Annotated in this window: 9 protein-coding genes; 2 read left to right on the plus strand and 7 right to left on the minus strand. The window is 72.6% G+C overall.

The features are described from left to right. The first annotated feature begins 2 nt into the window (after positions 1-2). Positions 3-1,727: a SulP family inorganic anion transporter gene (locus ACH34S_RS06570; RefSeq protein ID WP_395951498.1), complete on the plus strand. Its 1,725-nt coding sequence runs from the start codon at positions 3-5 to the stop codon at positions 1,725-1,727. A 102-nt stretch (positions 1,728-1,829) separates the two neighbouring features. Here the strand turns inward: ACH34S_RS06570 and ACH34S_RS06575 are convergent, their stop codons facing one another. From ACH34S_RS06575 to ACH34S_RS06600, 6 genes are all read right to left on the minus strand, one after another. After that, a complete protein-coding gene (locus ACH34S_RS06575; protein ID WP_395951499.1) occupies positions 1,830-3,185 on the minus strand; it encodes a DUF2252 domain-containing protein in 1,356 nt (451 codons plus the stop codon). Between the two features lie 127 nt (positions 3,186-3,312). Continuing rightward, positions 3,313-5,433 carry a phage holin family protein gene (locus ACH34S_RS06580; RefSeq protein WP_395951500.1) on the minus strand — a complete coding sequence of 707 codons (2,121 nt, stop codon included), beginning with the start codon at positions 5,431-5,433 and terminating at the stop codon, positions 3,313-3,315. Next, complete coding sequence (locus ACH34S_RS06585; RefSeq protein ID WP_395951501.1) at positions 5,421-6,176, minus strand: MBL fold metallo-hydrolase; 756 nt, start codon at positions 6,174-6,176, stop codon at positions 5,421-5,423. Before ACH34S_RS06585 ends, ACH34S_RS06580 begins: the two co-directional genes overlap by 13 nt. A 193-nt stretch (positions 6,177-6,369) precedes the next feature. Next, entirely contained in the window at positions 6,370-6,921 is a 552-nt protein-coding gene (locus ACH34S_RS06590) for a hypothetical protein (protein WP_395951502.1), read from the minus strand. Between the two features lie 158 nt (positions 6,922-7,079). Continuing rightward, positions 7,080-8,531: a hypothetical protein gene (locus ACH34S_RS06595; RefSeq protein ID WP_395951503.1), complete on the minus strand. Its 1,452-nt coding sequence runs from the start codon at positions 8,529-8,531 to the stop codon at positions 7,080-7,082. 193 nt (positions 8,532-8,724) lie between these two features. Further along, a complete protein-coding gene (locus ACH34S_RS06600) occupies positions 8,725-11,400 on the minus strand; it encodes a LuxR C-terminal-related transcriptional regulator (protein ID WP_395951504.1) in 2,676 nt (891 codons plus the stop codon). 859 nt (positions 11,401-12,259) lie between these two features. On the opposite strand from ACH34S_RS06600, the gene ACH34S_RS06605 reads away from it, so the two are divergent. Next, positions 12,260-12,886 (plus strand): GAP family protein, encoded by a 627-nt coding sequence (locus tag ACH34S_RS06605; protein WP_395951505.1) that lies wholly within the window; start codon positions 12,260-12,262, stop codon positions 12,884-12,886. 42 nt (positions 12,887-12,928) lie between these two features. Here ACH34S_RS06605 and ACH34S_RS06610 read toward each other — a convergent pair whose 3' ends face one another. Continuing rightward, on the minus strand, positions 12,929-13,366 hold the full coding sequence (locus ACH34S_RS06610; RefSeq protein WP_395951507.1) for a hypothetical protein: 438 nt from the start codon (positions 13,364-13,366) through the stop codon (positions 12,929-12,931). Between the last annotated feature and the right edge of the window lie 238 nt (positions 13,367-13,604).

Genomic DNA, 13,604 nt, shown 5'->3' on the forward strand with positions numbered 1-13,604 from the left:
TGGTGTCCCTGTCAGCAGTGCCCGGGTACCGCGCGCTCAGGTCCTATCGGCGCGAGTGGCTGGTGAAGGACGTCGTCGCGGGCGTCGTCCTGACCACGCTGCTCGTGCCGCAGGGCATGGCGTACGCGGAGCTCGCCGGGCTGCCGCCGATCACCGGGCTGTACACGTCCGTCCTCTGCCTGATCGGCTACGCGGTGTGCGGACCGTCGAGGGTCCTCGTCCTCGGCCCCGACTCCTCCCTGGGCCCGATGATCGCCGCGGCGATCCTGCCGCTGATGGCCTCCGGCGGCGACCCGGCGCGGGCGCTGGCGCTGGCGTCCATGCTCGCGATCATGGTCGCCGCGATCATGATCACGGCGTCCGTGGCCCGGCTCGGGTTCATCGCCGACCTGATCTCCAAGCCCACGATGATCGGCTACATGAACGGGCTGGCGCTGACCATCCTCGTCGGTCAGTTGCCGAAGCTGTTCGGGTTCAAGGCGGACGGCGACGGACTCCTGCGTGAGGCCGTCGCCTTCGACCGGGGGCTAGCGGACGGGGAGGCCGTCCCAGCGGCGGCCGCGGTGGGCGTCACCGGGGTCGTGCTGGTCCTCGTCCTGCAGCGGTGGCTGCCGAAGGTCCCGGCGGTGCTGCTCATGGTGGCGCTGACGATCGCCGCGGTCTCCGTCCTGGACCTGGAGGATCGTGGCATCGCCACCGTCGGCGAGCTTCCACAGGGCTTCCCTCCCCTGACCCTGCCCCGCGTCCGGCTGGACGACATCGCGCTGCTGCTGGCCGGGGCGGCGGGCATCGCGCTCGTCTCCCTCGCCGACACCATCTCCACCGCCACGGCGTTCGCCGCCCGCACCGGGCAGCGGGTCCGCGGCGGCCAGGAGATGGCGGGCATCGGCGCGGCGAACCTCGCCGCCGGGCTCTTCCAGGGGTTCCCCGTCAGCACCAGCGGCTCGCGGACGGCCGTCGCGGCACGGTCGGGCGCGAAGACGCAGCTCACCGGGCTCGTCGGTGCGGCACTGATCACCCTGATGATCGTCCTGGTGCCGGGCCTGTTCCGGAACCTGCCGCAGCCCGCCCTCGCCGCCGTGGTCATCACCGCGTCCCTCTCCCTCGCCGACCTCCCGGGGACGGCCCGGCTGTGGCGGCAGCGCAGGACCGAGCTGTCGCTGTCGCTCGCCGCGTTCCTCGGCGTCGCGCTGCTGGGCGTCCTGCCGGGCATCGGGATCGCGGTCGCGCTGTCCATCCTCAACGTCTTCCGCCGGGCCTGGTGGCCCTACGAGACCGTCCTCGGGCGCATGGACGGGCTGGAGGGGTACCACGACGTCCACTCCTACCCCGCCGCCGCGCAGCTGCCCGGCCTGGTGATCTACCGGTTCGACGCGCCGCTGTTCTTCGCCAACGCCAGGACGTTCCGGGAAGAGGTCATGAGCCTCGCGCGCGCCGAGCCCGCGCCCGGGTGGATCCTGGTCGCGGCCGAGCCGATGACCGACGTCGACACCACGGCGGCCGACGTCCTGGAGGAGCTGGACGAGAAGCTCAACGCCGACGGCATCAGCCTGGTCTTCGCCGAGATGAAGGACCCGGTCCGCCGGAAGATCGAACGCTACGGTCTGACCCGCACCATCGATCCCCGCCATTTCTTCCCGACCGTGGAGGCCGCGGTCACCGCGTTCCGCGCCGAGACGGGCGCCCGGTGGCCGCGTCGCGGCGACGGCGACCAGACAGGCGATTGAGAGTCCTCCCCGCCCGGCGCTCGTCCCGTCGTGCGGGCCGTCAGGCGGGGCGTCAGGCGGGGCGTCAGGCGGGGCGTCAGGCGGGGCCGTCGTGCGGGGCCGTCAGGCGGGCTCGGCGGTGACGCGGCCGTCGCGTGCGGCGGCGGCGAGGGCGTCGCGGTCGCGTTCGTTCTGGTCGGCGTAGGCTTCGGCGAACTCCACCAGCGCGCGGTCGAAGACGTGGCCGCCGCCGAGGTAGGCCCCGATCGCGATCGGGTCGCCGGACCGCGCGTGGGCGCGGGCCAGCGACGCGCCGCACAGCCGCCCGAAGATCGTCATGATCTCCGGTGTCATGGTCTCGGGCCGGGCGATACCTTTCCAGTCCCGCAGCTGCCGGACGTAGAAGTCGCGGCGCCGGCCGTCGATCCCCTCGACGGTCTCCCAGCCGAGGAAGATGTCGCTCGCCGCTTGCATCAACCGCTGCCCGGCGACGACGCGCTCGCCCTGGTTCGCGTACGCGCTGCTACCGGCGTAGGGGGCGAGGACGGACGCGCCCGCCTCCTTGGCCTGGAGCAACAGCGGGTCGTCGTCGTCGCGGCCCAGCAGCAGGATGATCCAGCAGCGGGTGCCGACGCTGCCGACCCCGACGACCTTGCGGGCCATGTCGGCCACGCGGTAGCGGCCGAGCAGCGCCCGGCGCTCGGAGGACAGGCTGCGGCCGTAGTCCTCGATCAGCCGGCGCAGCGCCTCCGCCAGCTCCGCCTCCTCGGCCTCGGGGAGCAGATCGCCGTCCAGGCGGGTGAGCTTGGCGTACGCCTGCAGGTTCGTGCGGGTGCGGGCCCGCGCCGTGGCCGCGGAGAACCTGCGGCGGGCGCCGGCGGGCAGCCGCCGCGCCCGGATCGCGCCGAGCTCGCCGGCGTCGTCCTGCGCGTACCAGATGTCGAGGGTGCGCATCCCGGCGAGCTCGCGCATCCGCTCCCGGTACGCCCGCACGCACCGGCGCACGACGGCGGCGCGCTCCCGGTCGGCGAACCCGTTCGCGCGCCCGGCGATGGCGAGGCTCGCGGCGAGCCGCTTGACGTCCCATTCCCACGGGCCGGGCAGCGTCTCGTCGAAGTCGTTGATGTCGAACATCAGGTGCCGTTCCGGGGAGGCGAGCAACCGGAAGTTCAGCAGGTGCGCGTCCCCGCACAGCTGGACGCGCAGCCCCGTGTGGGGCGCGGCGCCGAGGTCCGCCGCCATGATCGCGGCGGCGCCCCGGTAGAAGCGGAACGGCGACTCCAGCATGCGGCCGTAGCGGATCGGCACCAGTTCGGGCAGTCTGGCCGCGGACTGCCGCTCCAGGACGTCAACGGGGTCGGGCCGTTTCGCGGCGGGCTCGAAGCGCGCGTGGCCGGATCGGGGCACCTCGCCGCGCACCCGCCTCCCGTACGCCGCCCGTTCGGACGGGCTCAGCGCGCCGGTTCCGTTCGCGGTCATGTCCGGGCCTCCCCTCTCTGGCGTCCTGGCTGCATCCTCGATGATCCGCAGGGCGAACGGCCTCACCCGCACGAGGTGAAGCAGGACGCCGGACCACCCACGTGGCGGCGGGGAGACCGTCCTCGCCTCACGAGGCGGACTCCCCCGCCCGCGGTCCCCGCCGCAGGCCGGCTCCGTCGAGCCATCGGATCAGCTGGCGGTGAACGGCGTCGGCGCCGTCCAGTTCGCCGTTCACCGCCCACTCCGCGGGATGGACCAGCACGGCACGGCCCTGCCACCCGCCGAGCCCCCCGTGGCAGCCGACCAGTTCCTCGAACGCCGCGACCTCGGCGGTGGACGCGTCCACCCGGCTGTTGACGACGATGTCGCCGACGTGGGGCAGCGCGTCGTACCGCCGAAGGTCGGAAGCGGCGCGGGGACCGAACGCCGCCAAGGGGTCCTCGCCCTCCACCGTGACACCCTCCACCGTGTCGCCCTGGTGCCCACCGCCGACGCCGTCGGCGAGGACGCGGCGTCCACTCGGGCCGAGGACGATCGGCGCGCCCGCCTCCGAACGGACCAGCACGAACCCGATCCCGGGATGCTCCGCGAGGCCGGAGAGCAGGCCCGGGTACAGGGACTCGATCTCCTCCGCCGTCAGCCGCCCGGGACGCCGCGGGAAGTAGATCGACCCGAGATTCCCCGAGGCGAGCACGACGATTTCGGGGCGGCCGTCCACCTGCCCGCCGACGTCGGGCGGCGTCCGGCGCTCATGGCGGCGGAGCACACCCCGGCCGGCCCTGCCGGCGAGGGTCCGGTCCTCGCCCACCTCGGTGAGCAGCGTGCCGACGCGTCCCCACTGCTCATCACCGCCGGAGAGCGCGCCGGGCGCGGAGGGTCCGCCGGGGCCGCGCGGCGCCGCCGCGCCCTCCTTGTCCATCAGGCCGCGTACGAGGTCGTCGAGTGTCACGCCGTACCGCTGCCGGAACGTGGCCCCCTGGCTCTGCCCGTGGTCGGACAGCACCACGAACCGGTACGGGCGCGGCGCGACGGCGGCGACCGACTCCAGCGTGCCCAGCACCCGGTCGATGCCCTCCAGCGACGCCAGGGACTCCGGCCGGGTCGGGCCGGCATGGTGGGCGATCTCGTCGTAGTCGACGAGATCGCAGAAGACGGCCGGGACGCCGCGCATCATGTGCTCGGCCACGAGCGTCATGTTGAGGTCCCGGAGCAGCACGTTCGTCACACCGCGCAGCGCGACGTAGCTCGCGGACCGGGGGACGCGCGGCTCGATCCCCCGCACCCGCTGCCGCCGCGCCTGGAACACCTCCTTGACCATCTCCGCGGCGGTGAGCACAAGCGATCGCGTCAACCCGTAGGGATCGACGACATAGCCGCTGACCTCGCGGGACGAGCGGGCCCGACGCCCGCGAGGCCCGGCCGCGGTGCTCATCGTGAGCCTGCTGGCCGGCGCGTCACCGGAGAAGACGTTGCCGACGCTCACCCCGCCGTCGGCGAGCAGCCCGCGTCCGTCCGAGAGCCGCTCCTCGACGTACGCGCTGTCCTTCGGGTGGTTGGTGACGACGAGGCGGCCGGTGTCCTTCTCGTACCAGCGGAACGCGGGCACCTGGGCGGCGGCGCCGTGCAGCAGCCCGGCCTGGCTCGCCGGGGTGGTCGCGGGGAGCCCGACGTGCCACTCGGCGATCCGGTGGCCGCCCGACCGGATCCAGCGGCCGAGCGTCGGCAGGTTCCCCGACCGCAGTGACCACTCCAGCACCGGCGCGGACAGCCCGTCGATCTGGATCATCACCACACCGGGCGGCTCGCCGGCCCCGGTGCCGGTGCCGCGCGCCCGGCCGGTGGTCCGCAGCAGGTGACCGAGCACGGCGGTGTTGTCCCCGGCGGTGACGACCCACAGCCCGGCGCTGACGGCCGCCGCATAGATCCACGAACTGAGGAACGCGGTCCAGAACCCGTCCACGTGCATCCCAGGAGTGATCGTCAGGACCGCGTAGACCAGCAGGGCCTGCCCCAGCAGCCAGCCGGCGAACACGCCGGCCCACCCGATGACTCCGGCGAAGTACGCGAGCAGCGGCCGCAGCGGGGCGGCGACCAGGCCGAGCAGGACGGCGGCGGCGAGGACGTCCCAGCCCGCGTCCGCCGACAGTCCCGGGACGATCGCGATCGTGAGACCGAGGGCGACCCAGTCGAGCAGCAGGACCAGCACCAGCAGACGCGGACGCTTGAAGGGTCCGGTCACAGGCGCCATGCCATCACCCCGCCCGGCGCGAGGACGCGCACGTCCGTGCCAAGGCCGCGCGCCCGGACGGCATCGGCGAAGTCGTGGCCCGGTGTGCGCAGCCGGTGGCCGAAGAACGGCGACAGCCCGTACGGGAAGAGCGTCCCCCAGTGCACCGGTACCGCGAGGCGGGGCCGCAGCCGCGCGACCGCCTCGGCGGCGCTCCGCGGATCGAGGTGCCCCGCGCCGAGATTCGGCCCCCAGCCCCAGACCGGAACGAGCGCCATGTCGAGGCGGTGGCACAGCTTCCGCATCCCGTCGAACAAGGCGGTGTCCCCCGCGAAGTACACGGCGGTGTCCGCCGCGGCGACCAGGTAGCCGACGGCCGCGGCGCGCGGCCCGAACGGGCGGCGCGTCCCGTCGTGCACCGCGGGCGTCGCCGTCACCCGGACCGGCCCGGCGGTGTGCGACTCCCCCGGCCGCAACGTGATCACCCGGCGGAATCCGCGCTCACGGAGGAAGTCCCCGCCGCCCGGCGGCGCGACGATCTGCGGATCCGGCCCCAGCGACCGGAGCGACGGCAGATCGCAGTGGTCGTGATGCAGATGCGAGATCAGGACCAGGTCGGCCCCGGCACATGCCCCGTGCGGCACGGGCGGGACGACCCGCCGGAGGAACGCCACCCGCCCGCGCAGCACCGGATCGGTCAGCACCCGGACACCGCCGATGTCGAGGAGCACGGTGGCGTGTCCCAGCCAGGTCAGCGAGGTCATCCGGTCCCTTCCCCGCCGCCGGACCGGCTCGCCGCCCGCGGATTCGCCGCCGTCCTCACCGCCGCCGGGACATCCGGCGCGCGGTCCGCCTGGCCGTGCGGCGTGCCACCCTGCGCGTTCCGAACATGTCCGTCTCCTCACTGTCGAACTCACTGCCGATTCCCTGTCGCAGGCCGCCCGAGAGCGGTTCTGGTCATCCGCCGGTCCCGCCTCCGGCGGTCTCCATGGCGTGGAGCCGCTGCGCGTCCTCGGGGGTGTGCAGGCCGATGGCGACCAGGTCCAGCGGGCTGACGAACCCGTCGCCGATCCGGTAGCCGCCCGCGCGCAGCACCGCGTCCCGCAGCGGCACGGCCCAGTGGTGCTCGATCAGCAGCAGGGCGGCGGCGGTGCCGTTCGGGATGTCGTCGAGCACGTGCCAGGCGTCCTCGCTTTCGAGGAACACGTGCACACCCTCGGCGGTGACCTCGGCGCCCGCGATCGCGCCGGCCTCCATGCCCTCCTCGCCCTCGATGCCCAGGCCGATGAGCGCGCCGATCTTGCTGCCGAACTCGATCGCCTCCGCCTGGGTCAGATTGCTGAGATGCGCCACTTCCAGCTCGCCGTCCTCGTCCCTGTGGACGGCCAGGGCGTCGATCACCCGCACGGTGTCGCTGGCGCGCAACCGCTCCAGCTCGGCGATGATCTCGCCGTGGAACCTCGGGTGGTCGAAGCCCAGCACCATGAGTTGCACGGGTCCGAAGGCCATTGACGGGCTCCTCACGCTCGGGGCCGGCGATCGGCCGGCTCTCCTGCCAGCACGGTCACACCCCGGCGGCCCTGCGGACATCACCCGCCACGGATGAGCATTTGCCGCTTCACTGGTGCGACCCACCGGCACCTTCACGGATGCGACCCACCGGCATTTCACTGGTGCGACCCACCGGCACCGGCCATCGGCGGGGCCGGAGGCGCCGTCCCGGCATCCAGGTCCGTCCCCGCCTCCGCCTCCGCGGCGCGCCACGCGAGCAGCGTCACCCCGGCCTCGTACGCCGCCAGGACGAACAGGATCACGAGAAGGGCCACCCAGGACGCGAACAAAAGCGCGACGAGCGCCGCCGCCACGACGCCCGCGATCCGTAGCGCGTCCAGATGGCGGGCGACCTGCTCCCCGAACCGATCGCTGCGAACGGCCGCCCAGGCTGCGCGGGAACCTGAGACGGCGTACCGGCGCAGCGCCACCGGCACCCTGCCGGGGCCCGCCAGGTACAAGAGGACGGCCAGCGCGACACCCAGCCACAGCAGCAGGTCGCCGCGGTCGCGCAGCGTCCTGAAGATGTCGTGCACCGCCACCGACGCCGCCTGCCGGTAGAGGCCCTCGGGCACGCCCTCCAGGAGCCGGTCCCTGACGGCCCGCAGCACCGCCGACAGCACCATCACGCTGCCCGCGACGGCCACGCCGAACTGCAGCAGCGTCCGCCTGCGTCCGGACGCGACCAGCAGCGCGAGCGCGAGGCAGGCCAGCGTGCCGATCACGAGCAGCACGAGGCCGCGCTTGAACAGCAGGACCGCGTCCTGGAAGCCGGTCAGGTCGCCGTCCTGGTAGACGGCCATCTGGCCGAAGTCCGCGGGGAGCGTCACGCCAAGCGCGGTCTCCACCTTCTGCCGCAGGTCGGCGGGGACCTCACCGGACGAGAGAGCGGGCAACCGGAGCTCCTTGCCGAACAGCGTCGGCAGCTCCTGCGAGACGGTGACGAGCACATCGTTGATGACCGGCAGCAGGTTCAGCGTCACGGTCCCGTCCCGGACGCCGACCGTCTCGCTCCTGCCCTCGGCGACCGCGACGATCTGGGCGTGCGCGAACCGGTTCGCCTGCCGCCACAGCGCCGCGAATCGCTCGGTGCCCATGAAGTTCTGCACCCGGCCCCGCAGATGGTCGTGGACGGCGTTCGTCACGGGCCCGGCCAGGAAGGCGGCCCGTGGCGGCAGCGCCTCGACGAGCCGTCCCCGCACGTTCAGGTGGGTGAAGACCTGGTCGGTGAGATAGGTCGCCATGGCGGCGTTGACCTCAGGGTTCTCGGGCAGCGGCGCCACCGTGGCGACCCACCGGTCGGTCTCCAGCGTGGTGCGCGCGCCCCAGACACCGATCACCGACGCCACGAGACCGAAGCCCGCGAGGGCCACCAGCAGCGCGGCGACGGCCCGCCGCGTTCTCAGCAGGTTCGGGTCCGCGCGCTCCCGGCCCGCCGCCCCCGGCGGCGGCGCCGCGAGCCGGGCCCGCAGGTCGGCCACCTCCGCACGCAGCCTGCGCAGTTCCTCCGCACCGTCGGGGTCGATCGCATGCTCGTCCCCGCCGGTCGCGTCCTCGACGTCGCCCATCACGAGCCTCCAGACCGAAGAGCCTCCCCGCATCGTCGGCTTGGCGGCGCCCGCTCTCATCACCCCCCACGGGTGACGGCGCCGCGTGGCGAGGCCGCCCCGGCGGATCCGGCACCGACGTCCAGCCGCCCGAACCCCGCCGACTGGGCGGCGGTCATCGCAGACCGGAACGCCGACCCACACGGGTGGGCGCTCAGAGGAGCGACAGCTGGTGGGCTCGGCGGACCGCTTCGGCTCTGCGGGACACGGCGAGTTTGCGGTTGATGCTCTTCAGATGGGTCTTGACCGTGTTCACGGACACGTACAGACTCGCGGCGATCTCTTCGGTGGTCATCAGCTGCGCCACGGATCGCAGCACTTCCAGTTCCCGCGGGCTGAGCCGCTCCACCGGTGCGGCACACTCCGGATCGGGGGACGCCGTCGTTCCGGTTTTCACCGCCAAGCCCAGCGGCTCCAGGAGCGCGTGATGGGCATGCAGCATCTTGGGATCCTGGTGCAGGACGGGGAGCAGCCATCTCCGCGACATCGCGAAGGGGCGTCCGATCTCCTCGCGCCGGGCCAGGCTGAGGGCTCGGTCCAGGGAGCGGCGGCCCTGCCCGCGGTCGCCGTTCCGGTAGGACAGGCAGGCGTCGAGCAGCCAGGCGTCCACGTGCACGTCCAGCGGTGCGTTGGCAGTGGAGTGGCGTAGTGCGTCCCGGAGTGTCGCGGACGCGGTGTCGTACTCGCCTAGGCGCACTTCGACGCGTGCCAGTGCGAGGACCGATTCGAGGGCTGCGCTGCCACCGGCCCGTTTGACATCCAGGCGTGCGGCTTCGATGTCGCCGCGGGCCGCGTTGGCTTCGGCGGCCACGAGGGCCAGTCTGCGTTCGAGCCAGCCGGGTCGCGGGGTGATCTCGTTGGCCGCTCGAAGGTCGTCCAGGGCAGGTTCGGGCCGGCCCTGGCACAGGTTCGCGTGGGCTTTCACCAGGTAGTAGATGGCGTTCGACAGCGGATCGGCGTGACCGGGCGATGTCCGCGCCACCTTGCCCAGCTGGTTGCGGGCTTCCGGGAGGCGCCACCGTTCCACATCGGCCCACGTTCGCGCCAGAAGCGCCGGTGTCATCGCGCCGCCGTCCGGTGGGACCGGCACATCGGGGAGCCGGCGGGCGCGGCCGGCCAGCTCGGCGGCGCGCGCGGCGTTGCCGAGCAGCGCCTCGGTGAGCGCCAGGTCGCCGAGACAGCGCTGCTTCTGGAAATCCCCGCCCGCCTGCTCCGCCGCGGTCAGCGCCGCGCCGAAATGGCGTGCCGCCTGGTGCAGTTCGCCGTGCCAGACGTGCGCGGCCCCTCGTCCGGACAGAGCCAGCGCCCGCAGCTCGGGGCGGTCGTCGAGCAGCCGGTCGGGGGCCTGTCGCAGCAGGGCGGCTTCACCGGACGCGTCGGCCAGGTCGGCGAACCCGGCCGCTCCGGGACGGCAGAGCTCGACGGCCGCCAGGCACAGCCGCGCCGACCGGGCCGCGTATGGCGGCGTCCGGCGCAGAACCCCTTTGGCATGCCGCAGCGCGGCCGCGCGGGACGGCTCGTCCCGGCGCCGCGCCGCCACCGCGGCGGCCACGATCGCCGGTTCCGGCCCGGGGCCGGCGAGGATCGCCGCGTCCGGGATCCCGTCGAGGAGGCCGGTCAGCGCGTCGTGAGGCCGCAGGCCGAGGACGTGTCCGATCGCCAGCCGTTCGACCACCATCCGCGACGCGTACTGCCAGTCGTCCGCCTGGACGGCGTGGCGCACGGCGTCGGGCAACTGCCCCGACCGCTCGAACCATGCCGCCGCCCGCCGATGCAGCAGCGGCACCTCGTCCGGCGATTCGTGCCGGAGGATCAGCCGCAGTGCCTTGCCGAACATGGAGTGGTAGCGGTACCAGCCCTGACCGAGCGGCACCACGAACGCGTTCTGCCGGGCCATGTCCGGGAAGGCCCTGCCCGCCTCGCCCGCGAGCTCTCCCGCCAGGTCGGTGTTGACGCGCTCGGCGACGCTCGTCGACAGCAGCAGCCGGCGCACGTCAGGCGGCTGGGCGTCGACGACCTCCTCCATCAGGTAGCCGACGATGGCCTGATCGTCGCCGGCGAACCGCGCGGCGAACCCCTCCGGATCGGGGTGGTGCTCCATCGACATCGCGGCGAGCCTGATCGCCGCCGGCCAGCCGCCCGTCCGCTCGCGGAGCGCTCGCAGGGACGCGAGTGTCAGCCGGACGCCGTGCTGGGCCAGGACCTGGGCGATCTCGTCGTCCGTGAAGGCCAGGTCACCGGCGCGGATCTCGGTCAGCTCGCCCGCGAGCCGGTGGCGGTGCAGCGGCACCGGCGCACCGCTGCGGGAGAGGACGACCGCCCGGAACCACGGACCCGCGTGCCGCAGCAGATGAATCACGACATCCGCGGGTGCCGACCCGGGCCTGGCCGGGAAATCGTCCACGACGACCGCGATGGGAGCGGCGGCGTTCAGCAGGGCCGCCGTGATCGCCTTGAGCAGGTCCTCTTCGCGGACATCGGTGCGGGCAGGCCCTCGTCCCATGGGCGCGACGTCGATTCCGGCGCGAGTCAGGCTGTCGCCTAGGGCGAGGCAGAACCCGCGGACGGTCGCCGTCGAGTCATCGCAGGCGACCCAGCAGGCGTCCGGCCGCGCCCCGACCGTCCCGGCCGCGGCTCCGGATCCGGTCGCCGCCCACGCCAGCGCCGTGACGGTCTTGCCCGCCCCCGGCGGCCCGGTGATCAAGGTGAGCGGCTCCCGGACCGCCTCGCTCAACCGCTCGGACAGCTGAGGGCGCGGAACGGCCCAGCCGGGCAGGAGCGGCCAAGGGCCGGCCGCCTCGGGGCCCTTCCCCGTCGCCCCCGGCGACACCGGCCCCTTGGGCGGCGCTTTCGAATCCTTTGGAGATGCTTTCGCGGAAGTCCCTGTCGCACTCATTCAGCTCATCCCCCGACAGGGGACAGCACTGTGCTGTTTCCACGACGCCCGTCCCGGAAAAATCCCCCTATATCTCTCTTACCCTCCATTTCATCGTCAGAACGGCACCGAGCACCGGCCAGCCGCGCGGCGCGCCCGTTCGGACAGTGCAATTCACCGGGATCGGCGGGCGTGTCGACCAGAACGGCCACCGCAGCGACCGCTGGGTGGCCGCCCCTGAGACGAGGGGCCCCAGCCGCTCCCCCGGCATCCAAGGCTTACGGGATCGCCGCCCCGGTAGGGTCGTTGCTCGTCAGGACGGCCCTGCGGCCAATGATGACCATGTACGCGGCACGCGCCGGTCGGCCGGGGCCGCGCCGCCCCGATGAGCGGATCCGAGAGCCTGTGCGAACCTTTGCCGTCGCATTGCCAGGAAATTGCACGACGGCCGCGTACGCGCCCGGGTCGACTAAAGCGAAGTCCTCGATGCGGCCAAGGTCGCCCCGTAGCCCAGTGCCGTTGGCAGAGCACGTGTGGGTCTCGGCCGCGATGACTATGAATGGCACGTCGTGCCGTGACCTCGCGCCAGCGTCAAGCGCTTACGTCGCATCAACGCCCGCAACGCCGCCCGCGCGCAGATTCCTGATCAGGGAGGGGTAGGCGCGGCCCTATAACCGGGCAGGCCTCACCTTGTTCAGGTGATGCCTTCCGGCCACGGCACGGCTCAGCATGCGTAGGAGGCATCGCTCTCTGGCACCGCTGCTGATGGACCTGGTCGGCGCTGGAGAAACACAGCGTGGATCGGAGCGAAAACTTGGACCTCCAAGTACTGCCGCTGGCCGTCACCATGATGGTGGGACCCCAGATCATGTCCGCCATCGTTCTGGTGACCGCCAGGCATGCCGTACGCGCTTCCCTGGCTTTCCTGGTGGGCGTGACCGCCGCTACGACGGTCGGAGTCTGCGTCAGCCGCGGCGTCTTCGCGCTGCTGGGGAACCACGTCTCGCTGGGCGATCCGTCCAGCAAGGGATCGGCGGGGACCATCATCCAGATCGCGCTCGTCGCGCTTCTGCTCGCCGCCGCGGTGAAGAGCTACGCGAAACGGGAGACGGCCAAGCCGCCCAAGTGGCTCGGAACGCTGATGGAAGCGAGCCCGCGCAAGGCGTTCACCATCGGCGCTCTGATGATCATGCTGATGCCCTCGGACATCATGGTCATGCTGACGGTGGGGGCTCATCTGGAGCAGCGGGATCTGGAGCTGGCCGCGGCCCTTCCGTTCGTCGCCGCCACCGTCCTGATCGCGGCGTTGCCGCTGCTGACGCTGCTGCTCTTCCGCAAGCACATGAACCGGGCCATGCCGAGCGTCCGGGAATGGATGAACACCCACAGCTGGGTGGTCAACATCGCCGCCTACGTGATCTTCATTCTGCTCATCCTGTGACCCCGGAACCGGCTCGTCACCCGAACCGGTCCCGGAGCCGGCTCACCCCCAGGTTTCGGCTGCGGCCTGCCTTGAGTACCTCGCCAAGGCCCAGATCACCGCGATGTCCAGAGCGATGATCACGATGGACCACACCGGGTAGTACGGCAGGAACATGAAGTTGGCGACGGCGCTCAGCACCGCCAGGGCGATCCCGACCACACGCGCCCAGGTCCGCCCAGCGAGCACGGCGATCCCGGCCGCGATCACGATGATCCCGAGCAGCAGGTGGAGCCAGCCCCAGGCCGTCACGTCCCATTTGAAGACGTAGTCGCCGCGGATCACGTACAGGTCGTCGTCGACGATCGCGGCGATCCCCGCGATCGCCCCGAACAGCCCGCCCATGATCATCATGCAGCCGGCGAAGACGGCCAACCCGACCGCCCAGCCGCTCACCGACCCACGGCCTGCGTCGACCTGCGAATGCACTTTCTGGGTCATGTCGACCTCCCCATTCGAACGTGCAGATGCGCCTCATCGTCCGGCAGGGCGGCGGCGTCCAGATCACCCGCGGCGGATGAGTTCCCGCCCGCCGCGCAGGCCGTCCCTTCGCACGGCGATCACCAGCAGCCTCCCGCTCGGCCCGACTTCACCCGCCAGGGATGATGCGGGTTCCGGCCCGGCGCGGTGTGCTCATACGAAGGACCACACCCGGCTCCCTCAAGCGCAGGTGCGGAGC

This window comes from Actinomadura sp. 3N508 (assembly GCF_044326375.1).
Taxonomy (GTDB): domain Bacteria; phylum Actinomycetota; class Actinomycetes; order Streptosporangiales; family Streptosporangiaceae; genus Spirillospora.

Coding starts and splice junctions, on each gene's coding strand:
- ACH34S_RS06585 (WP_395951501.1), bottom strand. CDS start 6,176: ATGACCTCGCTGACCTGGCTGGGACACGCCACCGTGCTCCTCGACATC.
- ACH34S_RS06610 (WP_395951507.1), bottom strand. CDS start 13,366: ATGACCCAGAAAGTGCATTCGCAGGTCGACGCAGGCCGTGGGTCGGTG.
- ACH34S_RS06580 (WP_395951500.1), bottom strand. CDS start 5,433: ATGGCGCCTGTGACCGGACCCTTCAAGCGTCCGCGTCTGCTGGTGCTG.
- ACH34S_RS06595 (WP_395951503.1), bottom strand. CDS start 8,531: ATGGGCGACGTCGAGGACGCGACCGGCGGGGACGAGCATGCGATCGAC.
- ACH34S_RS06575 (WP_395951499.1), bottom strand. CDS start 3,185: ATGACCGCGAACGGAACCGGCGCGCTGAGCCCGTCCGAACGGGCGGCG.
- ACH34S_RS06590 (WP_395951502.1), bottom strand. CDS start 6,921: ATGGCCTTCGGACCCGTGCAACTCATGGTGCTGGGCTTCGACCACCCG.